This window comes from Pseudoxanthomonas broegbernensis (genome assembly GCF_014202435.1).
Classification (GTDB): domain Bacteria; phylum Pseudomonadota; class Gammaproteobacteria; order Xanthomonadales; family Xanthomonadaceae; genus Pseudoxanthomonas; species Pseudoxanthomonas broegbernensis.
Genome location: NZ_JACHGU010000003.1, coordinates 265,809 through 287,684, shown reverse-complemented (window position 1 = coordinate 287,684; position 21,876 = coordinate 265,809). Strand labels below are relative to the sequence as shown.

The following is a 21,876-nucleotide window of genomic DNA, read 5'->3' as shown; positions in this document are numbered from 1 at the left end:
TCTGCGGGTCCGGATTCGGGTCGGGCAGGGACGGGCAGGAACGTGGACATCGTCATCGTCGACGACCAGGCATCGGCACGCACGATGCTGCGCCACATCATCGAGGACATCGCCTCGGAGCTGGCGGTGCACGACTTCGGCGACGCCCGCCAGGCGCTGGCCTGGTGCAGCGACAACCCGACCGACCTGCTGCTGCTGGACTACCGCATGCCGGGGATGGACGGGCTGGAGTTCGCGCGCCGCTTCCGCCGCCTGCCCAAGCACCGCGACATCCCGATCATTCTGGTGACCGTGGTCGGCGACGAACCGGTGCGCCAGGCCGCGCTGGAATCGGGCGTGATCGACTTCCTGGTCAAGCCGGTGCGCCCGCGCGAGCTGCGCGCGCGCTGCCACAACCTGCTGCAGTTGCGCCAGCAGTCGGAGACGGTGAAGCAGCGGGCGATGTCGCTGGAGCAGCACCTGCTGTCGAGCATGCACGAGGTCGAGGAGCGCGAGCGCGAGACCCTGTCGCGCCTGGCCCGCGCCATCGAGTACCGCGACGCGGGGACCAGCGCCTACCTGGAGCGGATGTCGCGGGTGGCCGGCCTGGTCGCCGAGGCCATGGGCCTGCCCGAGGATGAGGCGCGTACCATCGAGATGGCCGCGCCGCTGCACGATATCGGCAAGATCGCCATTCCCGACGCGGTGCTGATGAAGCCCGGGCGCCTGGACGAGGACGAGATGGCGATCATGCGCCGGCATCCGCGCATCGGCTACGAGCTGTTGTCCGGCAGCCGCAACCGCTTCATCCAGGCCGGCGCACTGATCGCGCTGCGCCACCACGAACGCTACGACGGCAGCGGCTATCCCGACGGCCTGGCCGGCGAGGCGATCCCGCTGGAGGCGCGGATCGTGGCCGTGGCCGACGTGTTCGACGCGCTGATCTCGCCGCGGCCGTACAAGGAGGCGTGGACGATGGACGCCGCGCTGGCCTACCTGTACGCGCAGCGCGGGCGCCTGTTCGACCCGCACTGCGTGGACGCGCTGGTGCGCAGCCGCGCACGCCTGCAACAGATCTGCGAGCAGTACTCCACCGCCTTCGCGCGGCCGGGAGGGCTGGGAGATGCGTGACGCCATCGCCTGGCTGAGGGAGCGGCTCTCGCAACGCGGGGACAGCGAGCATGGCCAGGCGCTGGTGCGGATCGCACTGATCGTGCTGATCCTGGCCTACGTGCTGCTGCCGTCCTCGCGCGGCGGGCTGGCGCCGGAGCAGTACCGCGACGTGCTGGCGATCGTGCTCGGCGGGCTGGTGCTGGGCCTGGGGCTGTTCGTTGCGTTGCTGGCCGACCCGGGCCGCTCGGACGCGCGCCGCATCGCCGGCATGCTCGCCGACTACGGGCTGATGGCCGCCGGCATGATCCGCATGGGCGAGCCGCTGGCCTGGGTCTACGTGGTGGTGATGTGGGTGACGGTCGGCAACGGCCTGCGCTACGGCAACCGCTACCTGCTGCTGGCCGTGGCGATGGCCCTGGCCAGCTTCGGCGCGGTGCTGGTGCTCAACGACTACTGGGCGCGCACCGGCGTGCTGGGCATCGGCCTGCTGGCCGGGCTGGCGGCGATACCGCTGTACCTGTCCAGCCTGTTGCGGCGGCTGACCCGCGCCACCGATGAGGCGCATCGCGCCAGCGAGGCCAAGAGCCGCTTCCTGGCGAACATGAGCCACGAGTTCCGCACCCCGCTCAACGGCCTGGCGGGCATGTCCGAGCTGCTGGGCACCACCCGCCTGGACGAGGAGCAGCGCGAGTGCGTGCGCACCATCCAGGCTTCCACCCGCAGCCTGCTGGCGCTGGTGGAGGACGTGCTGGACATCTCGGCCATCGAGGCGGGCAAGATCAAGCTCTACCCGGAGGATTTCTCCCCGCGCGCGCTGGTCGCCGGCATCGGCCTGATCCTGCAGCCGCAAGCCAAGGCCAAGAACCTGGACTACCTGGTGGTGATCGACGAGCAGGTGCCCGAACTGCTGCGCGGCGACGCCGGGCACCTGCGGCAGGTACTGCTCAACCTGGTCGGCAACGCGGTCAAGTTCACCGACCAGGGACGGGTGCGGGTGGACGTGGCGCCCACGCCCGCGCCGGCCGAGGACGGCCGCGCCTGCCTGCGCTTCGCCATCACCGATACCGGCATCGGCGTGCCCGTGGAGATGCGCGGGCGCCTGTTCGAGGCCTTCGAGCAGGCCGATGCCGGCCTGGCGCGGCGTTACGGCGGTTCCGGCCTGGGCACCACCATCGCCCGCGGGCTGACCGAGGCGATGGGCGGGCGGATCGGCTTCGAGAGCCCCGAAGAGCGGGGCAGCCGGTTCTGGATCGAGGTGCCCTTCGACATCCCGGCACCGCCCGTATCCGTGCCCGCCTTCGACGCGAGGGAAGCGGACGGGGTGGCGGCCGAGGGCGACAACGTCATCGCCTTCGCCGATCCGTTCCTGCGCCATCGCGCCCGGGTGCGCGCCATGCGGCTGCTGGTGGCGGACGATTACGAGGCCAACCGTGCCGTCCTGCAGCGGCTGCTGCAGAAGGCCGGGCACCGGGTCACCAGCGTCGATGGCGGCGAGCGGGCGCTGGACCTGCTGGCCGTGGCCGACTACGACGCGGTGATCGTGGACCTGCACATGCCCGGCGTCAGCGGGCTGGACCTGTTGCGGCAACTGCGGGCGATGCAGTCCGGCGCCGGTACGCGCACGCCCGTGGTGATGCTCAGCGCCGATGTCACCCCCGAGTCGATCCAGCGCTGCGAACAGGCCGGCGCCTACGCTTTCCTGGCCAAGCCGGTGGCGGCGGCGCGCCTGCTGGAGGTGCTGGCCGACATCGCGACCCAGCGCCAGCGCCGCAGTACCGACGCGGCGCCCGCACCCGCACGGGAACGTCGGCCCGGTGCCGATGCCGGCCCGCTGGACCCCTCGGTGCTGGACGAACTGGCCGCGCTGGGCCTGGGCGCCGAGTTCGAGCGCGAGTTCGTCGGCCACTGCCTGGCCGACGCCGCCGAATGCATCGGCGCGATGCGCCAGGCCGGCGATGCCTCCGACTGGGAGCGGCTGCGCGAGCACGCGCATGCGATCAAGGGCGTGGCGGCGAACATGGGGCTGGTTGGCCTGGCCGAGCGAGGCGGCCGGATCATGCGCCTGGCCGACTGGCAGATGCGCGACGAATGGCGCTCGCAGGTGGAAGCGCTGGACGCCGGCCTCGCCCAGGGCCGCGAGATCCTGGCCGTGCGCCTGCGCGGCCAGGGCACGGACGCGCGCGACGGCGGCGAGAGCTGACCGGGCGGCACGCGCAGGCGTGGCTGGAACCGCAGGAGCGGCTTCGGCCGGCGACGAACGCAGCGCCGCGATGGCCACCTCCGGCCATCGCGGCCTCCGGTCTTGCCGGCGCCAGGGCGCCGATACGTGGATATCCGCCGCCGCGGATATCGGCGGCGGGAAGTGTCCCACCCCGGGGGGAAGGACCGGTCAGCCGGCCTCCGCACCGGTCCTGCGGGTCTGCGCACGCACGATCCGCTCCATCGTCCGCAACGACTTCTCGTCCAGCGCCAGCGCGGTATCCACCCAGACCTCGGTGATGCGCATCAGCTCGTCCAGGGCCACCGGCTGGCCGATGGCCCGGACCGCGTTCATCGCCCGGTACGCGTGCGGCGCGCGCTGCTGCCGGCGGATCAGCTCCAGCACGGCGCTCTCGCCCCGGCCCTTGGGCACCAGCACGTCCACGATGCCCAGCCGGTACATCTCCTGGCTGTCGTAGATCTCGCCGCCGAGGATCATCCGCTCCGCCTGGCGCGGGGACACCCGCCTGCACAGGAACGAATAGGCGCCCATTCCCGGGAACAGGCCGAACAGCACCTCGGGCAGGCCCATGCCCACGCCCTCCTCGGCGACGATGGTGTGGCAGGCCAGCGCCATTTCCAGGCCGCCGCCGAGCGCGTCGCCCTGGACCAGGGCCACGGTGTGCATGTCGCCGCCGAAGCCGGTATGCAGGTGGTGCACGCCCTCCACGCAGTGGCGCGCATAGGCCAGCAGCCGCTCGCGGTCGCCGGCGCCGATCAGGCGCATGAACAGGTCCAGGTCGCCGCCCAGGTTGTAGGCCGTGGCGGCCGAGGCCAGGACGAAGTGGCGCAATCGGCCGGCCGCGCGTTGCGGCTGTGCGGTGATCGAGCGCATGTAGCGCCACATGTCCTCAAGCATCTCGAAGCGGCAGCAAGGGCGCACGCCGGGACCTGCATCGGCATGCATGTATAGCCAGTGGGCGCTGCCTTCCGATGGCTCGCGGACGCGGATGGTGGGAAACCGGTCGCTGTGCTGCAGCTTTTCCAGAATGCTCATGGCGTCTTCTCCGAGGGGCGTGAACCCGCCGGTGAGGTGCAGCGGGCTGGGCATTGCGCGGCCATGCTACACCCGGCGAAGCGTGCGAACGCTCTCCCGCGCCGCCGCCATGGGCCGCGGCGGAGCCGAGGAAGGGGGCCGGCCGGATCGGCGCCGCGCATTCCGGCAGGCGCCGTCGGGCGCGTGCCGGCGGCGGCCGGCTCTCAGTGGGCCGTCGTGCCGGATGCGGGCTGCGCGGCGGCCGGTGCGTCGCGCAGCTCCTTGCGCAGGATCTTGCCTACGTTGCTCTTGGGCAGCTCGTTGCGGAACTCGATGTGGCGCGGCTGCTTGTAGCCGGTCAGCGCCTGGCGGCAATAGGCCTTGACCTGCTCGGCCGTCAGCGAGGGGTCCTTGCGCACCACGAACAGCTTGACCGCCTCGCCCGAGTGCTCGTCCGGGACGCCGACCGCCGCCACTTCCAGCACGCCCGGCATCGCCGAGACCACGTCCTCCACCTCGTTGGGGTACACGTTGAAGCCGGAGACCAGGATCATGTCCTTCTTGCGGTCGACGATGTAGACGAAGCCCTGCTCGTCGATCCGGGCCATGTCGCCGGTGTGCAGCCAGCCGTCGGCGTCGACCACCTTGGCCGTCTCCTCCGGGCGCTGCCAGTAGCCCTTCATTACCTGCGGGCCCTTCACGCACAGCTCGCCGATCTCACCGCCGGCCAGCACCTGGCCGTCGTCGTCCTTGACGCACACGTCGGTGGAAGGAATGGGCAGGCCGATGGAACCGTTGAACTCCTTCAGGTCCAGCGGGTTGATGCATACCGCCGGCGAGGTCTCGGTCAGCCCGTAGGCCTCGATCAGGGTGACGCCGGTGACCTGCTTCCAGCGCTCGGCCACCGCGCGCTGCACGGCCATGCCGCCGCCGAGGGTGATCTTGAGCGCGGAGAAATCCACCTGGTCGAAGCCGGGCGTGTTGAGCAGGCCGTTGAACAGGGTGTTGACGCCGGTGATGGCGGTGAAGCGCGTGCCCTTGAGCTCCTTGACGAAGCCGGGCATGTCGCGCGGATTGGTGACCAGGTGGTTGAGCCCGCCCAGTTCCATGAAGACCAGGCCGTTGGCCGTCAGTGCGAAGATGTGGTACAGCGGCAGCGCGGTGATGATGACCTCCTCGCCGCGCTTGAGGTCGTTGGTCCCCAGCCAGGCCGAGGATTGCTGCATGTTTGCCACCAGGTTGCGGTGGGTGAGCATGGCGCCCTTGGCCACGCCGGTGGTGCCGCCGGTGTACTGCAGGAAGGCGATGTCGCCCGGGTCGATGTCCACCTGCGGCAGCGTGTGCCGCTTGCCGGCCGCCAGCGCGTCGCCAAAGCGCACGGCGCCGGGGATGTCGTAGTCGGGCACCATCTTCTTCACGTACTTGAGCACGAAGTTGACGAGGGCGCCCTTGGGGAAGCCGAGCATGTCGCCCAGGCCGGTGGCGATCACCTGCTTGAGCGGCGTCTGCGCCAGCACTTCCTGCACGGTATGGCCGAAGTTGTCGACCACCACGATCGCCGCGGCGCCGGAATCGACCAACTGGTGCTTGAGCTCGCGCGCGGTGTAGAGCGGGTTGACGTTCACCACGGTCAGGCCCGCGCGCAGGATGCCGAAGGTGGCGATCGGGTACTGCAGGCAGTTGGGCATCATCAGCGCCACCCGGTCGCCCTTCTTCAGGCCCAGCTCGCCCAGCAGGTAGGCGGCGAACTGGATGCTGAGCGCGTCGACCTGCGCGTAGGTGAGGGTCTTGCCGAAATTGCGGTAGGCCGGGCGCTGCGCGTAGCGGGAGGCCGAGGCGGCGAACACCGCCGCGACCGAGCGGTACTCGTCGGGGTCGACCGTGGAGGGAACGCCTTGCGGATAGCTCTGCAGCCAGGGACGATCCGTACTCATCTAGCGTCTCCCTCCGGGATGGTGTCGTGTTCTGTGCCGCCGGCCGGCTCGCGTCGCGGCGGTGTCGATGCGAGCATACCGTTACGGATGGAAAACGCGAAGCGGATAGGGAGGGATGCATGGCACGGCGATGGATAGGGCGCGTGGCCCTTGCGACGGCGGTGGCACTGCTGGCGGCGGCCTGCTCGCGGACGCCGCCGGAGCAGCGGCTGCGCGAGCGGATATCGCAGATGCAGGCGGCGCTGGAGGGGCGCGGCGCTGCCGCGTTCATGGATGGCGTGGCCGAGGATTTCAGCGGCAATGGCGGCATGGATCGTGCTGCGTTGCAGCAGGTCGTGCGCATGCAGGTGCTGGCCAACGCCAGCATCGGGCTGACCCTGGGACCGGCCGACGTGCAGCTCCAGGGAGACCGCGCCACGGTTCGCTTCAGCGCGATGTCCACCGGCGGCAGCGGGCGCTTCCTGCCGGAGCGTGCCGGTGCCTGGGAGATCACCAGCGGTTGGCGCGACGAGGGCGGGCAGTGGCGGCTGTACTACGCGCAGTGGAAGCCTCGCTAGTTATGCGATGGGCGCCGCCCGCCCACTGAAGCGGGCTCCCACGGAAGCCCAACCGCCCCGCGTGTTGCGCGGGGCGGGTCTTTCGCCCGTTCCGGCGCCTATGCCGCCTTCCTTGCGGCGAGCTGGCGGAGCACGTACTGCAGCAGGCCGCCGTGGTGGGTGAGCGACGACCGCTTGCGCGGCACTGCCGCGCGGTCGTGGCGAACGCCCCGCGTGTTGCGCGGGGCGGGTCTTCCGCCCGTTCCGGCGCCTATGCCGCCTTCCTCGCGGCGAGCTGGCGGAGCACGTACTGCAGCAGGCCGCCGTGGCGGAAGTACTCCACTTCCTTGGGCGTCAGCAGCAGCACGCTGGCCTGGAACTGGATGGCCGTCCCGCCGGCGCGGCGGGCCACGACCGTGGCGATCCGGGCGGTGCCGTCGGCCAGGCCCGCGATGTCGTAGACCTCGGTGCCGTCCAGGCCCAGCGATTGCGCGGTCTGGCCGTCCCGGAACTGCAGCGGCAGCACGCCCATGCCGACCAGGTTGGAGCGGTGGATGCGCTCGAAGCTCTCGGCGATCACCGCCTTCACCCCCAGCAGGTTGGCGCCCTTGGCCGCCCAGTCGCGCGAGGAGCCGGTGCCGTATTCCTTGCCGGCGATCACCACCAGCGGGACGCCGTCGGCCTTGTACTTCATCGCCGCGTCGTAGATCGACATCTTCTCCGGCGGCTGCGTGCCGAAGTACAGCGTGTTGCCGCCTTCCTCGCCGCCGAAGAACTGGTTCTTGATGCGGATGTTGGCAAAGGTGCCGCGGACCATCACGTCGTCGTTGCCGCGGCGGCTGCCGTAGCTGTTGAAGTCCGCCGGCTGCACGCCGCGCTCCTGCAGGAAGCGGCCAGCGGGCGAGTCCTGCTTGATGTTGCCGGCCGGGGAGATGTGGTCGGTGGTGATGGAGTCGCCGAACAGGCCCAGCACGCGCGCGCCGTGGATGTCCTCGATCGCGCCGACCTCCATCGTCATGCCGTCGAAGTAGGGCGGGTTCTTGATGTAGGTCGAGGCACCGTCCCAGGCGTACAGCTCGTCGTCGGGCGAGTCCATGGAGTTCCAGCGCGCATCGCCCTTGAACACGTCGGCGTAGTTCTGCGCGAACAGCTCGGGCCCGACGGTGGCGGCGATGGTGTCGCCGATCTCCTTGTTGCTCGGCCAGATGTCGCGCAGGTACACCGGCTCGCCGTCGCTGCCGTGGCCCAGCGGCTCGCGGGTCAGGTCGATGTCGATGGTGCCGGCGATGGCGTAGGCCACCACCAGCGGCGGCGAGGCCAGGTAGTTCATCTTGACCTCGGGGTGGATGCGGCCCTCGAAATTGCGGTTGCCGGACAGTACCGACGCCACTGCCAGGTCGTTCTCGGCGATGCCCCTGGACACCGCCTCCGGCAGCGGGCCGGAGTTGCCGATGCAGGTGGTGCAGCCGTAGCCGACCACGTAGAAGCCGAGCTTCTTGAGCTCGTCCAGCACGCCGGCCTTGCTCAGGTAGTCGGTGACCACCAGCGAGCCGGGAGCCAGCGAGGTCTTGACCCAGGGCGCGGCCTTCAGGCCCTTGGCCGCGGCGTTGCGCGCGAGCAGCCCGGCGCCGAGCATCACCGCCGGGTTGGAGGTGTTGGTGCACGAGGTGATGGCCGCGATCACCACCGAGCCGTCGCAGAGCTGGTGCTCGCCATCGTCCAGGCGGATGTTGGATACCGGCTTGGCGGCCAGGCGCTCGGCCTGCGGCTGGATCCCGCCCTCGGCGGCCAGTTCCTGCTCCGCGCAGCCGATCCTGCGGTTGGCGACCAGCCCGGCGACGTTGCTGTGGAAATTCTCCTTCATGTCGCCCAGCAGCACGCGGTCCTGGGGGCGCTTGGGGCCGGCCAGCGAAGGCTTCACCTCGCCCATGTCCAGGCGCAGGGTGGCCGAGTAGTCGGCCGGGGCCTGGCCCGGCTCGTGCCACAGTTGCTGGGCGCGGGCGTAGGCCTCCACCAGCGCGATCTGCTCCTCGCTGCGCCCGGACAGGCGCAGGTAGCGCAGCGCCTCGGCATCGATCGGGAAGATGCCGCAGGTCGCGCCGTATTCGGGCGCCATGTTGCCGATGGTGGCGCGGTCGGCCAGCGGCAGGTGCTGCAGGCCCTCGCCGAAGAACTCGACGAACTTGCCGACCACGCCGTGCTGGCGGAGCATCTGGGTGACGGTCAGCACCAGGTCGGTCGCGGTGGCGCCCTCGGGCATCCTGCCGGTGAGCTCGAAGCCCACCACCTGCGGGATCAGCATCGAGGAGGGCTGGCCGAGCATCGCCGCCTCGGCCTCGATCCCGCCCACGCCCCAGCCCAGCACGCCGATGCCGTTGATCATCGTGGTGTGGCTGTCGGTGCCGAACACGGTGTCCGGGAACGCCCACAGTTCGCCGTCCCCGCGTTCATCCGGCACGACGCGCTTCATCACCACCCGGGCGAGGTTTTCCAGGTTCACCTGGTGGACGATGCCGGTGCTGGGCGGCACCACCTTGAAGTTCTCGAAGGCGTTCTGGCCCCAGCGCAGGAAGCCGTAGCGCTCCTTGTTGCGCTCGAATTCGATCTTGCTGTTGAGGTCCAGCGCGTCGGGGCGGCCGAACACGTCGACCTGCACGGAGTGGTCGATCACCAGTTCCGAGGGGATCAGCGGGTTGATCTGCTCCGGGCGGCCGCCCAGCTTGACCACCGCGTCGCGCATCGCCGCCAGGTCGACCACGCAGGGCACGCCGGTGAAGTCCTGCAAGACCACGCGGGCGGGCATGAAGGCGATCTCGGTATCGGGCTCGCGCTGCGGGTCCCAGGTGGCCACCGCCTCGATGTGCTCGGGCAGCACGCTCACCCCGTCCTCGTGCCGCAGCAGGTTCTCCAGCAGGATCTTCATCGAGTAGGGCAGGCGGGCCAGGTCGAAGCGCTGGCCCAGCTTGGGCAGGCTGGCGTAGGTGTAGGACTGGCCGCCGACATCCAAGCGGCTGCGGGTGGCGAAGGAATCGCGCATGGCGGGCTCCTGTGGCTGAGGGTGCCGCTGGTCGGGGCGGCTGAAGGGTTCAGGGCATTATCGACCGCATTCGATGACAGGGCCGTCTTTGCCGGCGATGCGCCCTGGATCGCGGCGGGCCGGACGGCGGCGGGACGGAGACCATTGTCGCCCGGGATCGCCATGCAGGTTTGAGTATGCATGGAATGGTATGTATCATGATGGCATACCGTCCCTTGCGGAGAGGTCCCCCCATGGAAGCCACCGTCGCCGAACGCGGCCAGATCACCCTGCCCAAGGCGGTGCGCGACGCGCTGGGCCTGACCAAGGGCACCCTGCTCAAGGTCGAGCTGGAAGGCGGGCGCATCATCCTGCGCAAGGACGTCAGCAAGGCGCTGCGCGAGGTGCGTGGCAAGTACCGGCTGGTCGACGGCATGACCCGTACCGACGAGGCGATGCGCGCCATCCGTGGCCGCGCGCCCGGGGACCCGGTCGATGCGTGATGGCAAGGGTCCCGCCAGGGCCACGTCCCCGTCGCGGAAGCCCGGGCGATGATCGCGCTGGATTCCTCCGTCCTCATCGACATCCTGATCGGCGACGACAGATTCGCCGAGGCGTCCGAGGCCTGCGTGGGCGAGGCCCTGGTGCACGATGACGTGGTCGTCTGCGAGGCGGTGGTCGCCGAAGTGCAGGCCATGCTCGACACCTCGGTCAGCCTGATGGACCTGCTGGCGCCGCTGGGCATCCGCTACCAGCCGCTCGGCGAAGCGGCGGCGATGCGGGCCGGGCACATGAACAAGCGTTTCCGTACCCGCGGCGGCCGCCGCGAGCGCGTGGTCGCCGACTTCCTGGTCGGCGCCCACGCCATGCTCCAGTGCAACGCGATGATCACCCGCGACGACGCGTTCTTCCGCGACTACTTCAAGGGCCTGAAGCTGATCGTTCCCAAGGCCTGATCCCGTTTTTCAGATCCCCGTACGCAACTCCCCCGGAGAAACATCCCCATGCTGGAAGCCTACCGCCACCACGCCGCAGAGCGCGCCGCGCTCGGGATCCCGCCGCTGCCGCTGAGCGCGCAGCAGACCGCCGAGGTCGTCGAACTGCTGAAGGACCCGCCGGCCGGCGAGGCGCAGTTCCTGGTCGAGCTGATCGCCCACCGCGTCCCGGCGGGCGTGGACGACGCGGCCAAGGTCAAGGCCTCGTGGCTGGCGGCGCTGGCCTTCGGCAGCGAGCGGAACGCGCTGATCGACCGCGCGCGCGCCACCGAGTTGCTGGGCACCATGCTCGGCGGCTACAACGTCTCGCCGCTGATCGAGCTGCTGGACGACGCGCAGGTCGGCGCGATCGCCGCCGACGGGCTCAAGAACACCCTGCTGGTGTTCGACGCCTTCCATGACGTGGAAGAGAAGGCCAGGGCGGGCAACGCCAACGCCCAGGCCGTGCTGAAGAGCTGGGCCGAGGCCGAATGGTTCACCAGCAAGCCGGAAGTGCCGCAGAGCCTGACCGTCGCCGTGTTCAAGGTGCCCGGCGAGACCAACACCGACGACCTGTCGCCGGCCCCGGACGCGACCACCCGCCCGGACATCCCGCTGCACGCGCTCGCGATGCTGAAGAACAAGCGCGGCGACGCGCCGTTCGTGCCGGAGGAAGACGGCAAGCGCGGCCCTATCCAGGCCATCGCCGACCTCAAGGCCAAGGGCCACCTGGTCGCCTACGTCGGCGACGTGGTCGGCACCGGTTCCTCGCGCAAGTCGGCCACCAACAGCGTGCTGTGGTGGACCGGGCAGGACATCCCGTTCATCCCGAACAAGCGCTTCGGCGGCGTCTGCCTGGGCGGCAAGATCGCCCCGATCTTCTACAACACCATGGAGGACGCCGGCGCGCTGCCGATCGAGCTGGACGTGTCGAGGATGGAGCACGGCGACGTCGTCGAGCTGCGCCCGTACGAAGGCAGGGCGCTGAAGAATGGCGAGGTGATCGCGCAGTTCCAGGTCAAGAGCGAGGTGCTGTTCGACGAGGTGCGCGCCGGTGGCCGCATCCCGCTGATCGTCGGCCGCGGGCTGACGGCCAAGGCGCGCGAATCGCTGGGCCTGCCGGCCACCGATTTGTTCCGGCTGCCGGTGCAGCCGGCCGATACCGGCAAGGGCTTCTCGCTGGCGCAGAAGATGGTCGGCCGCGCCTGCGGCCTGCCGGAAGGGCAGGGCATGCGCCCGGGCACCTACTGCGAGCCGAAGATGACCTCGGTCGGTTCCCAGGACACCACCGGCCCGATGACCCGCGACGAGCTCAAGGACCTGGCCTGCCTGGGCTTCTCGGCCGACCTGGTGATGCAGTCGTTCTGCCACACCGCCGCATACCCGAAGCCGGTGGACGTGAAGACCCACCACACCCTGCCGGAGTTCATCTCCACCCGCGGCGGCATCTCGCTGCGCCCGGGCGACGGCGTGATCCACAGTTGGCTCAACCGCATGCTGCTGCCCGACACGGTCGGCACCGGCGGCGATTCCCACACCCGCTTCCCGGTGGGCATCTCGTTTCCGGCAGGCAGCGGCCTGGTCGCCTTCGCCGCGGCCACCGGGGTGATGCCGCTGGACATGCCCGAAAGCGTACTGGTGCGCTTCAAGGGCCAGATGCAGCCCGGCGTGACCCTGCGCGACCTGGTCAACGCGATCCCGCTGTACGCGATCAAGCAGGGCCTGCTGACCGTGGCCAAGGCCGGCAAGAAGAATATTTTCTCCGGCCGCATCCTCGAGATCGAGGGCCTGCCGCAACTGAAGGTGGAGCAGGCGTTCGAGCTGTCCGACGCCTCGGCCGAGCGTTCGGCCGCCGGCTGCACCGTGCGCCTGGACAAGGCGCCGATCGTCGAATACCTCAACAGCAACATCACCCTGTTGAAGTGGATGATCGCCGAGGGCTACCAGGACGCGCGCTCGCTGGCCCGCCGCATCCGCAAGATGGAGGAGTGGCTGGCCGATCCGCAGTTGCTGGAGCCCGATGCCGACGCCGAGTACGCGGCGGTGATCGAGATCGACCTGGCCGACGTGCACGAGCCGATCGTGGCCTGCCCGAACGACCCGGACGACGTGAAGACCCTGTCCGACGTGGCCGGCGCCGCCATCGACGAGGTGTTCATCGGTTCGTGCATGACCAACATCGGCCACTTCCGCGCCGCGGCCAAGCTGCTGGAAGGCAAGCGCGACATCCCCACCCGCCTGTGGGTGGCCCCGCCGACCAAGATGGACGCCAGCGAACTGACCAAGGAAGGCGTGTACGGCACCTTCGGCACCGCTGGCGCGCGCATGGAGATGCCCGGCTGCTCGCTGTGCATGGGCAATCAGGCGCAGGTGCGCGAGGGCGCGACCGTGTTCTCCACCTCGACCCGCAACTTCCCCAACCGCCTGGGCCGCAATTCCAACGTCTACCTGGGCTCGGCGGAACTGGCGGCGATCTGCTCGCGCCTGGGCCGGATCCCGACCAAGGCCGAGTACATGGCCGACATCGGCGTGATCAACGAGAAGGGCGCGGAGATCTACCGCTACATGAACTTCGACCAGATCCAGGACTACAAGGACGTGGCGGACACCGTGGCGGCCTGATCGCGTCCGCGGTGACGACGACAACGGCCCGGGGAAGCACTCCCCGGGCCGTTGCGTTTCGGGACAGGTGGCCGGCTCCGTCGTGGAGCCGGCCGCGTCGCTTCGCGCTCAGAACGCCAGCCGGTACTGCAGGTTCACCTGGCGGTCGTCGAAGCGGTCGCTGGCGCGGTGGTCGTAGTCCAGCCGCACGCGGTGGCGCGTGTGCGAAGCGCCCACGCCCAGCCGGTACAGGCGGCTGCGTTCGGCCAGGCCGATGCCGTACAGCGGCTGCCACTGCTCGATGCCCACGAAGCTGGCGTCGAACATCTCGCCCTCCGAATGCAGCCGGCGCTGCCACTCGCCGCCCGCGTCCACCGACAGCGATACCCCGTGGCCGAGCCGCCAGTGGCGTTCGCCGCGCAGGCCCAGGTAGCCCTGGGTGCGGGTGGTGTCCCGGTCGGCGGCGCGCAGCCCCAGGCCGCCGGCACCGGCTTCCTGGAAACCGTCGTTCTCCATCCGGGTGTGGTCCATGCCCAGGTACGGCGTCAGCATGCCGCCGGCCAGGTGCAGCCCGTGGCCGGCCTCGACGTTGAGGGTGGAGTAGCTGCCGGACAGTTGCGCGCCCACGCCGTCCACCCCGGTGCCCAGGCGCAGGTTGCGCTGCATCTGCCGCTCGAACTTGCCCACGCCCACGCGGCCCTGGACATAGCGGTCCCCATCCAGCCATCCCGCATACACCTGGCTCTCGTACTGGTAGCCCTGCACCCGGTCGCCCAGGGCCGACAGCCAGCCGTTCTGCTGCTGCCGGCTCATGGCCACGCCGAGCAGGGCATTCCGGCCGGAGGCGACGTCATGGCCGACCGCCTCGCCGCGCGCGGACATGCCCACCGAGTCGAAGCCGGCCAGCGACAGGCCGCCATCGCGGGCGATGTTCGTGGCCCAACTGCCGGCGTCCTCGCTCCCGCCGCGGAAGCGGTCGAAACGGCCGCTGGCCGCCCGGCGGCTGGCATCGATGCTCTCGAAGGTCATCGCCGCCGCCGCACCGTGCAACTGGCCGGACAGGCTGCGCAGGGACAGGGCCGCCGCCTCGGCGTTGGGGGCACCCTGGAAGCGTCCGGCCGCGTCGATGAACGCGCCGTCGATCCCGCCGCCGGGCTGCGCCAGCGCCAGTTGTCCGTCGATGGCGCGCATCGCCTGCTCCATGCGCCCGGCGGCCGCGAGCGTGGGCTGCGGCAGCCCCCAGGCGGTGGCCGCGGCGTTCACGTCCACGCGCGTGGTCAGCAGGTAGGCGTTGTTGGCGTCGTAGTCGAGGCTGTAGTTGACCAGCACGATGTCGGGTTCGGACAGGACCAGGTCCTTGAAGCGGCCATCCACGCCGCCAGTGGCATGTACCACCGCGTCCTTGCCGGTGGTGGCGTAGCCGTCGCGCACGCCTTCGATGTAGAGCGCGCCCTTGGGCTGCGTCAGGCCGTTGCCGAGGTAGGCCTTGCCTTCCACTTCCAGCGGTGCGCCCAGCCAGACGGAAAGAATTCCCCAGTCGGACGTGAGCGGCCAGTCCTGGTTGTAGAAATCGCCCAGTATCCGCATGCCGTCGGTACCGTCGCCGGCGATCAGCCAGCCGGTGTTGACGACCTTGCCGGCAATGTCGCCCACGCCGACGAACATGCCGTCATTGCCGATCCTCACGCCATTGCCCGACAACCCGTTGAACGCGATCAGCATGCCGTCCTCCACCACGGTGGCGCCCTTGTAGCCTCCGTGACCGGCCAGGCCCAGGGCGCCGGTGCCGCGCTTGACCAGGCCGCCGTTGCCCTCGATGTCGTTGAACCAGACCGAGACGTCGCCGTCGCCCAGCGTGACCTTCACATCGCCCCAGTCGAAGCGCGCCGGTCCGTCCACGGCCTTGCCGACATTGAGCAGGCCATAGCCGAAGACTTCATCCGGGCCGGGATCGCCGATGTCGATGGCGGTGCCCAGCAGGGTCTGGCGGACCAGGTCGTTGTCGAAGTAGGGGAAGGCCTCCCATACCAGCGCCGCGGCGCCGGACACCAGCGGCGCGGCGTACGAGGTGCCGCCGCCCCACATGTAGGCCGGGTCGCCAGCGGTGGCGTCCGGCCCGGGATAGACCACGTTGCCGGGCGCGGTCAGGCAGTAGTTCATCGCGATGCCGCAGGCTTGCGAGTAGTTGGTCAGGGTAGGGGTGGGCTCGGTGGGATTGAGCGCGGCCACGGTCAGCCAGCCGCGTTCCAGCGCGGCGGCGCCAAGCGACTTGCTGGGCAGCGCGGCGATGTCGCCGGGCTGCGAACGGTAGCGCGGGTCCTCCCCGGAATTGCCGTTGGCGAAGACCACCAGGCCGCCGCGGTCGATGACGAACTCGCGGTAGGCGTCGACGAACTCGCGGGTGACCAGGGGCGAATCCCAGTACAGCCCGCCCCAGGAGTTGTTGATGATGCGCGCGCCGGCGTCGGCCAGTTCCAGGTTGAGCTGCTTGAAGTAGTTGCCGTAGCCCCGGCCCGGCAGCACCTTGTTGCCCTGGCCGGAACCATCGTCTCCGCCGGGGGTATCGGCGACGCTGCGGGAGGAGACGATCCGCGCTTCCGGGGCCACGCCGCCCGGCCAGATGTCCACCGGGGCACCGGCGGCCAACTGGGCCACGGTGGTGCCGTGGCCGACCTTGTCGTCCACCGACAGGTCGTTGCCGGCGCCGACGTGGACGAAGCTGGCGTCGACCCTGCCGTCCAGGGCGGGGTGGTCGCGGCGCACGCCGCTGTCTATCAGGCCGATGGTGACTCCCTGGCCGGTGTAGCCCAGCGCGTGAGCCGCATCGGCGCCGGTCAGCACCAGGTGGGCATCGATCGCCGGCTGCCGGTTTTCCGGGCCCGTGGCCTGGCCCGGGTCCGGATCGGGGTCCGGGGTGGGGTCGGGGGTGGGATCCGGAGTCGGGTCCGGTGTGGGATCAGGGGTAGGCGTCGGCGTCTGGTTCCCGCCACCGGTCACCGGCGTCGAAGACGGTGGGGTGGGCCTGGCGTTGCCGCCGCCTCCACCGCCGCCGCCGCAGGCCGCAAGGCTGGTGGCCAGGATCGAAAAAATGGCCAGGGCAAGCGTCTTTTGTGTCATGGAAATGCGTCCTCGTGTCCTTGAGTTTGATGGCGTGCTCGCGCCGCCCGTTGCAGGCGGCGGTATCGCTCCGTGCGGGGGCGGCCGCCCTCACGCGCAGGCCCGCCGGTCTCCCGGCCCCGTGCATTTGGTCAATCGTTCCCCGGGGCCGATAATGACATCGCCGCCGATATTCGGCACCCCCCTCCCGCTCCCTTCGAAGGCCCATCCTCCATGTCCGACATCGTCATCGCCGGCGCCAAGCGCACCGCCATCGGCTCCTTCCTCGGCCAGTTCAACGGCGTGCCCACGCCGGTGCTGGGCTCGACCGCCATCGCCGCCGCCCTGGAGCAGTCCGGCGTCCCCGCCGCCGACGTGTCCGAAGTGATCATGGGCTGCGTGCTGCCGGCCAACCTGGGCCAGGCGCCGGCGCGCCAGGCCGCGCTGGGCGCGGGCCTGCCGGCCTCGGCCGGCGCCACCACCATCAACAAGGTGTGCGGCTCGGGCATGAAGGCGATCATGCTGGGGCACGACCTGATCAAGGCCGGCACCGCCACGGTGGTGGTCGCCGGCGGCATGGAGTCGATGAGCAACGCGCCGCACCTGATCCCCAATTCGCGCACCGGCAACCGCTACGGCGGCTTCCAGGCGGTGGACCACATGGCCTGGGACGGCCTGACCAACCCCTACGACGGCCAGGCCATGGGCGTGTTCGCCGAAGCCACCGTGGCCAAGTACGGCTTCAGCCGCCAGGACCAGGACGCGTTCGCCATCGAGTCGGTCCAGCGCGCCCAGGCGGCGCAGGCCTCGGGCGCGTTCGACGGCGAGATCGTCCCGGTCAAGGTCGCCACCCGCAAGGGCGAGGCCGAGTTCGCCAGCGACGAGCAGCCGGGCAAGTCGGACGTGGCCAAGATCCCGACCCTGCGCCCGGCGTTCAAGAAGGACGGCAGCGTCACCGCCGCCAGTTCCTCCTCCATTTCCGACGGCGCGGCGGCCACCGTGCTGCTCTCGGCTGAGGAGGCCGCCCGCCGCGGCCTGCAGCCGCTGGCCCGGATCGTTGGCCACCAGACCTTCTCGCACCAGCCGGAGTGGTTCACCACCGCCCCGGTCGGCGCCATCTCGACCCTGCTGGACAAGGCCGGCTGGAAGGTGGAGGACGTGGACCTGTTCGAGATCAACGAGGCCTTCGCCGTGGTGGCGATGGCGCCGATCAAGGAACTGGGCATCCCGCACGCCAAGGTCAACGTCAACGGCGGCGCCTGCGCCCTGGGCCACCCCATCGGCGCATCGGGCGCCCGGCTGGTGGTGACCCTGATCAATGCCCTGCGCAAGCGCGGCCTGAAGAAGGGCGTGGCCGCGCTGTGCATCGGCGGCGGCGAGGCTACCGCGATCGCGCTGGAAGTGGTTTAATCTTTTTCACGACCTCTTTACGAAAATGACCCCGTGGCCGCTTGACAGCGGATACGGGCTTGTCATCATGTTATTGGCGCGCAATGGCGCGTTGCCCAAACTAAACGACGAGGAATATTCAACATGAGCATCAACAAGCTGCTGATCGCCCTGGCTCTGGGTCTGGCCCTGGCCGCGTGCTCGAAGCAGGAACAGGCCCAGGACGCTGCGGCCGCTGCTGACGCCGCCGCCACCGAGGCCCAGGCCGCTGCCGACGCGGCTGCCGCTGCCGGTGCCGAGACCGCCGACGCCGCCCAGGTGGCCGCCGACGCCGCTGCTGCCGCCGCCGACACCGCCGCCGACGCCGCTGCCGCCACCGCTGGCGCTGCGACCGACGCCGCTGCCGACGCTGCCGCCGACGCCGCCGACGCCGCCCAGGACGTTGCCGAGCAGGCCAAGGACGCCGCCGAAGAGGCCAAGCACTAATACTGCTGGCGCTTCAGCCGTACACGGGGAGGCCGTCGGGAAACCGGCGGCCTTTTCGTTTGTGCGGCCGCCGGGCCGATGGGCCGGCCGGGCCGCGCACCGGGTTCAGCCCCGGCCCTCGAACAGCTCGCGCCCGATCAGCATGCGCCGGATCTCGTTGGTGCCCGCGCCGATGGCGTAGAGCTTGGCGTCGCGCAGCAGGCGGCCGGTGGCGAACTCGTTGATGTAGCCGTTGCCGCCCAGCGCCTGGATCGCCTCCAGCGCCACCTGCACCGCCGCCTCGGAGGCGTGCAGCAGGCAGCCGGCGGCGGCCGCGCGCGAAGCGTGGCCGGCGTCGAAGTCGCGCGCCACCTGGTAGGCGAAGGCGCGGGACGACTGCAGCGCGGTATACATGTCCGCCAGCTTGCCCTGCATCAGGCCGAAGCTGCCGACCGGCGCGTCGAACTGGCGCCGCTCGCGCACGTAGGGCAGGGCGATGTCCAGCGCCGCCTGCATCAGCCCGATGGGGCCGCCGCTGAGCACCAGGCGCTCGGTGTTCAGCCCGCTCATCAGCACGTGCACGCCGTGGTTCACCTCGCCCAGCACGTTCTCGGCCGGAATCCGGCAGTCCTCGAACACCAGCTCGCAGGTGTTGGAGCCGCGCATGCCCAGCTTGTCCAGCTTCTGCGCGGTGGAGAAGCCCGCCATCCCGCGCTCGACGATGAAGGCGGTCATGCAGCGGCTGCCCGCCTCCCTGCCGGCGGTGCGCATGTAGACGATCAGCACGTCGGCTTCGGGGCCGTTGGTGATCCACATCTTGTTGCCGTTGGCGACCCAGGCGCCGTCGCGCAGTTCGGCGCGGCAGGCCATCGAGCCGACCACGTCGGAACCGGCGCCGGGCTCGCTCATGGCCAGCGCCCCCTTCCACTCGCCGGTGCACAGCCGGGGCAGGTACCGGGCGCGCTGCGCGTCGCTGCCGTTGAGGTACAGGTTGGACAGGCACAGGTTGGAATGGGCGCCGTAGCTCAGGCCCACCGAGCCGGAGGCGCGCGAGATCTCCTCCATCGCCACCAGGTGGGCCAGGTAGCCCAGGCCGCTGCCGCCGTGCTCCGGGGCCACGGTCACGCCGAGCAGGCCCAGTTCGCCCAGCTTGGGCCACAGGTCCTGCGGGAACGCGTTGTCCTCGTCGATGCGGGCGGCGCGCGGCGCGATCTCGGCGTCGGCGAAGCGGCGCACCGCCTCGCGCAGGGCGTCGATGTCCTCTCCCAGCCGGAACGTTCGCATCGGACCTCCCCTTCTTGATGGTTTCATCTGTTTCTAGTGTAGCGACCCACCCCGGGCGCCACACGTGCGTTCGCACAACCGGGGTCCCGGCGCGGAAGGACACCCGCCAGGATGCGCCATCGCGATGCTGCGGGGGAATGCCTGCCGGCGGCGGGAAGGCCGGGAACAAGTGCGGGCGCCGGCGTGGCGCATTTCCGCCGAGGGCTGCCGCGGGACGGACCGGGCAGGGGCGGTGGGTCAGCGCTCGCCGCGCAGGTGCCGCATCCGCGGCGTGGCCCGGCCCATCGGCAGCTTGAGCCGGCCGACGGCGGCCAGCCGCGCCTCGGCGATGCGGTCGGCCGCGTACTGCGGGCTGATGTCCTCGCGCTCGGACAGGTCGAAGACCTTGCCGACGTTGTGGTAGATGCTGCGGATCAGGCGCATGGCGCGCTCGCGGTTGTAGCCGTCGATCTCCAGCGAGACGTTCATCACCCCGCCGGCATTGACCGCGTAGTCGGGCGCATAGAGGATGCCGCGGCGATGCAGTTCGTCGCCGATGGCGTGGCTGGCGAGCTGGTTGTTGGCCGAGCCGCACACGATCTTGGCCTTGAGCCGCTCCAGCGTGCGCTCGTCGATGCCGCCTTCCATCGCGCAGGGGGCGAACACGTCGGCCGGCACCTCGTGGATGTCGCCGCAGGCCACCGCCTCGGCGCCGAATTCGGTCACCGCGCGCTCGACCTTGGCCGGGTCCAGGTCGGCGACGAACAGCTTGGCGCCGCGCTCCTTGAGCAGCTTGGCCAGTTCCATGCCGATGTGGCCCAGGCCCTGGACGGCGATGCTGACCTTGCCCACCTCCTCGTGGCCGAACTTGCGCTGCAGCGACGCCATCAGGCCCTGCAGGGTGCCGTAGGCGGTGAACGGGGCCGGGTCGCCGGAGCCGCCGTGGACCTGGTGCACGCCGGTGACGTACTCGGTCTCCAGGTACAGCAGTTCCATGTCGTTGACGTCGGTGCCCACGTCCTCGGCGGTGATGTAGCGCCCGCCCAGCGCCTCCACCGCGCGGCCGAAGGCGCGCAGCAGGACCTCGCTCTTGTCCGTCTTCGGGTCGCCCAGGATCACCGCCTTGCCGCCGCCGATGTTGAGCCCGGCCAGCGCGTTCTTGTAGGTCATCGTCCGGCTCAGGCGCAGGACGTCGCGCACCGCGTCGGCCTCGTTGGCGTAGGGCCGCATGCGCACGCCGCCCAGCGCCGGGCCGAGGACCGTGTTGTGCACGGCGACGATGGCCTTCAGGCCGGCTTCTGGGTTGTTGCAGAAGACCACCTGCTCGTGGCCGGAAGTGGCGAGGGTCTCGAAAAGCATGTCTGGCTCCGCGTCGTGTCGCGTGCGTCGGCGGGCTGGGCGCGACTGTGGCCGTCGGTGGGGAGAGGCGGCGGGCGCCTTTCCCGGGAAACAAAAACGCGACGGGGCCGGGGAAGGGGCATGCGTCGCGGGGGGGCATTCTAACCCCAGTGGCCCGATCCCGGCTTGTCGCCGCTTTCACGGAACGAACGGTCGTGCTATAAATCGCGCCATGATGCCCGCTCCTGCCAGCCGCCGCGCCGCCGGCCCGGCCACCGCCAAGGGCGCCGGCACCCGCGACATGCTGCTGCAGCGCGCCGCCGCGATGGCCGCCCGGGTCGGCCTGGAAGGGGTGACCATCGGCGAGCTTGCCGGTGCGGCCGGCATGTCCAAGAGCGGGGTGTTCGCCCACTTCGGCTCGCGCGAGGACCTGGTGCGGCAGACCCTGGACTGGGTCGCCGCCCGCTTCGCCGAACAGGTGATGGAGCCGGCCCTGCGCCAGCCGCGCGGGATGCCGCGCCTGCGGGCGATCGTCGACGGCTGGATGCGCTGGATCGGCGCGCAGCGGGAAGGCTGCGTGTTCCTCGGCGCGGCGATGGAATACGACGGGCGTCCCGGGCCGATGCGCGACCACGTCTGCGCGCTGATGCAGCGCTGGCAGCAGGCGCTGGAGCGGGCCGTGGCGATGGCGGTGGAACAGGGCCAACTGCGCGCCGATGCCGATGCGGCCCTGGTCGCCTTCGAACTGCAGTCGCTGATGCTGGGCCTGCATCATGGCCGCCTCAACCGGCCGCAGCAGGCGCTGGCCCATGCCCGTCGCGCCGTCGATGGCCTGTTCGCGCGCCACGCGGCGGTGCCGGCCGACGGCATCGCCGCCGCCGCCGGCAATTCTTCTCTCCCCTGATCGAACAGGAGTCCGCCATGTCGACGGTTGCGC

At 70.4% G+C, this 21,876-nt stretch carries 14 protein-coding genes and 1 pseudogene; 9 read left to right on the top strand and 6 right to left on the bottom strand.

Annotated features, from left to right (window positions below; all coding sequences use genetic code 11):
• Nucleotides 1-42: 42 nt before the first annotated feature.
• A complete protein-coding gene (rpfG, locus tag HNR76_RS08230; RefSeq protein ID WP_162309624.1) occupies nt 43-1,110 on the top strand; it encodes a cyclic di-GMP phosphodiesterase response regulator RpfG in 1,068 nt (355 codons plus the stop codon).
• Nucleotides 1,103-3,292 (top strand): ATP-binding protein, encoded by a 2,190-nt coding sequence (locus HNR76_RS08225; protein WP_162309623.1) that lies wholly within the window; start codon nt 1,103-1,105, stop codon nt 3,290-3,292. Before rpfG ends, HNR76_RS08225 begins: the two co-directional genes overlap by 8 nt.
• Before the next feature lie 189 nt (nt 3,293-3,481).
• Here HNR76_RS08225 and HNR76_RS08220 read toward each other — a convergent pair whose 3' ends face one another.
• Nucleotides 3,482-4,348 (bottom strand): crotonase/enoyl-CoA hydratase family protein, encoded by an 867-nt coding sequence (locus HNR76_RS08220; RefSeq protein WP_162309622.1) that lies wholly within the window; start codon nt 4,346-4,348, stop codon nt 3,482-3,484.
• 203 nt (nt 4,349-4,551) lie between these two features.
• Complete coding sequence (locus HNR76_RS08215; protein WP_162309621.1) at nt 4,552-6,261, bottom strand: long-chain fatty acid--CoA ligase; 1,710 nt, start codon at nt 6,259-6,261, stop codon at nt 4,552-4,554.
• A gap of 143 nt (nt 6,262-6,404) precedes the next feature.
• On the opposite strand from HNR76_RS08215, the gene HNR76_RS08210 reads away from it, so the two are divergent.
• Nucleotides 6,405-6,818: a nuclear transport factor 2 family protein gene (locus HNR76_RS08210; RefSeq protein ID WP_249065565.1), complete on the top strand. Its 414-nt coding sequence runs from the start codon at nt 6,405-6,407 to the stop codon at nt 6,816-6,818.
• Between the two features lie 325 nt (nt 6,819-7,143).
• On the opposite strand, the pseudogene acnA reads toward HNR76_RS08210, so the two are convergent.
• Nucleotides 7,144-9,834 (bottom strand): annotated as a pseudogene (acnA, locus tag HNR76_RS08205) (aconitate hydratase AcnA); the annotation flags it as partial.
• 233 nt (nt 9,835-10,067) lie between these two features.
• On the opposite strand from acnA, the gene HNR76_RS08200 reads away from it, so the two are divergent.
• From HNR76_RS08200 to acnB, 3 genes are read left to right on the top strand one after another with little or no spacing between them, the layout of a single operon-like run.
• A complete protein-coding gene (locus tag HNR76_RS08200; RefSeq protein ID WP_162309619.1) occupies nt 10,068-10,316 on the top strand; it encodes an AbrB/MazE/SpoVT family DNA-binding domain-containing protein in 249 nt (82 codons plus the stop codon).
• Nucleotides 10,317-10,364: 48 nt separating this feature from the next.
• On the top strand, nt 10,365-10,769 hold the full coding sequence (locus HNR76_RS08195; protein ID WP_162309618.1) for a type II toxin-antitoxin system VapC family toxin: 405 nt from the start codon (nt 10,365-10,367) through the stop codon (nt 10,767-10,769).
• 48 nt (nt 10,770-10,817) lie between these two features.
• Nucleotides 10,818-13,409: a bifunctional aconitate hydratase 2/2-methylisocitrate dehydratase gene (acnB, locus tag HNR76_RS08190; protein ID WP_162309617.1), complete on the top strand. Its 2,592-nt coding sequence runs from the start codon at nt 10,818-10,820 to the stop codon at nt 13,407-13,409.
• 108 nt (nt 13,410-13,517) lie between these two features.
• Here the strand turns inward: acnB and HNR76_RS08185 are convergent, their stop codons facing one another.
• Complete coding sequence (locus HNR76_RS08185; RefSeq protein WP_162309616.1) at nt 13,518-16,505, bottom strand: autotransporter serine protease; 2,988 nt, start codon at nt 16,503-16,505, stop codon at nt 13,518-13,520.
• 213 nt (nt 16,506-16,718) lie between these two features.
• On the opposite strand from HNR76_RS08185, the gene HNR76_RS08180 reads away from it, so the two are divergent.
• Complete coding sequence (locus HNR76_RS08180; RefSeq protein WP_162309615.1) at nt 16,719-17,894, top strand: thiolase family protein; 1,176 nt, start codon at nt 16,719-16,721, stop codon at nt 17,892-17,894.
• A gap of 123 nt (nt 17,895-18,017) precedes the next feature.
• Nucleotides 18,018-18,359 carry a hypothetical protein gene (locus HNR76_RS08175; protein ID WP_162309614.1) on the top strand — a complete coding sequence of 114 codons (342 nt, stop codon included), beginning with the start codon at nt 18,018-18,020 and terminating at the stop codon, nt 18,357-18,359.
• A 105-nt stretch (nt 18,360-18,464) separates the two neighbouring features.
• Here HNR76_RS08175 and HNR76_RS08170 read toward each other — a convergent pair whose 3' ends face one another.
• Nucleotides 18,465-19,622, bottom strand: a complete 1,158-nt coding sequence (locus HNR76_RS08170; protein WP_162309613.1) for an acyl-CoA dehydrogenase family protein — start codon at nt 19,620-19,622, stop codon at nt 18,465-18,467.
• A gap of 237 nt (nt 19,623-19,859) precedes the next feature.
• Nucleotides 19,860-20,960, bottom strand: coding sequence for a Glu/Leu/Phe/Val family dehydrogenase (locus HNR76_RS08165; RefSeq protein WP_162309612.1), 1,101 nt, complete (start codon nt 20,958-20,960; stop codon nt 19,860-19,862).
• A 211-nt stretch (nt 20,961-21,171) separates the two neighbouring features.
• Here HNR76_RS08165 and HNR76_RS08160 point away from each other — a divergent pair, with 211 nt between their 5' ends.
• Nucleotides 21,172-21,843, top strand: coding sequence for a TetR/AcrR family transcriptional regulator (locus HNR76_RS08160; protein ID WP_246429060.1), 672 nt, complete (start codon nt 21,172-21,174; stop codon nt 21,841-21,843).
• Nucleotides 21,844-21,876: the final 33 nt, after the last annotated feature.

Bases quoted from the DNA above. Each gene is read 5' to 3' on its own strand.
- HNR76_RS08225 (WP_162309623.1), top strand. From the start codon at position 1,103: ATGCGTGACGCCATCGCCTGGCTGAGGGAGCGGCTCTCGCAACGCGGG.
- HNR76_RS08220 (WP_162309622.1), bottom strand. From the start codon at position 4,348: ATGAGCATTCTGGAAAAGCTGCAGCACAGCGACCGGTTTCCCACCATC.
- HNR76_RS08215 (WP_162309621.1), bottom strand. From the start codon at position 6,261: ATGAGTACGGATCGTCCCTGGCTGCAGAGCTATCCGCAAGGCGTTCCC.
- HNR76_RS08200 (WP_162309619.1), top strand. From the start codon at position 10,068: ATGGAAGCCACCGTCGCCGAACGCGGCCAGATCACCCTGCCCAAGGCG.
- HNR76_RS08195 (WP_162309618.1), top strand. From the start codon at position 10,365: ATGATCGCGCTGGATTCCTCCGTCCTCATCGACATCCTGATCGGCGAC.
- acnB (WP_162309617.1), top strand. From the start codon at position 10,818: ATGCTGGAAGCCTACCGCCACCACGCCGCAGAGCGCGCCGCGCTCGGG.
- HNR76_RS08185 (WP_162309616.1), bottom strand. From the start codon at position 16,505: ATGACACAAAAGACGCTTGCCCTGGCCATTTTTTCGATCCTGGCCACC.
- HNR76_RS08180 (WP_162309615.1), top strand. From the start codon at position 16,719: ATGTCCGACATCGTCATCGCCGGCGCCAAGCGCACCGCCATCGGCTCC.
- HNR76_RS08175 (WP_162309614.1), top strand. From the start codon at position 18,018: ATGAGCATCAACAAGCTGCTGATCGCCCTGGCTCTGGGTCTGGCCCTG.
- HNR76_RS08170 (WP_162309613.1), bottom strand. From the start codon at position 19,622: ATGCGAACGTTCCGGCTGGGAGAGGACATCGACGCCCTGCGCGAGGCG.
- HNR76_RS08165 (WP_162309612.1), bottom strand. From the start codon at position 20,960: ATGCTTTTCGAGACCCTCGCCACTTCCGGCCACGAGCAGGTGGTCTTC.
- HNR76_RS08160 (WP_246429060.1), top strand. From the start codon at position 21,172: ATGATGCCCGCTCCTGCCAGCCGCCGCGCCGCCGGCCCGGCCACCGCC.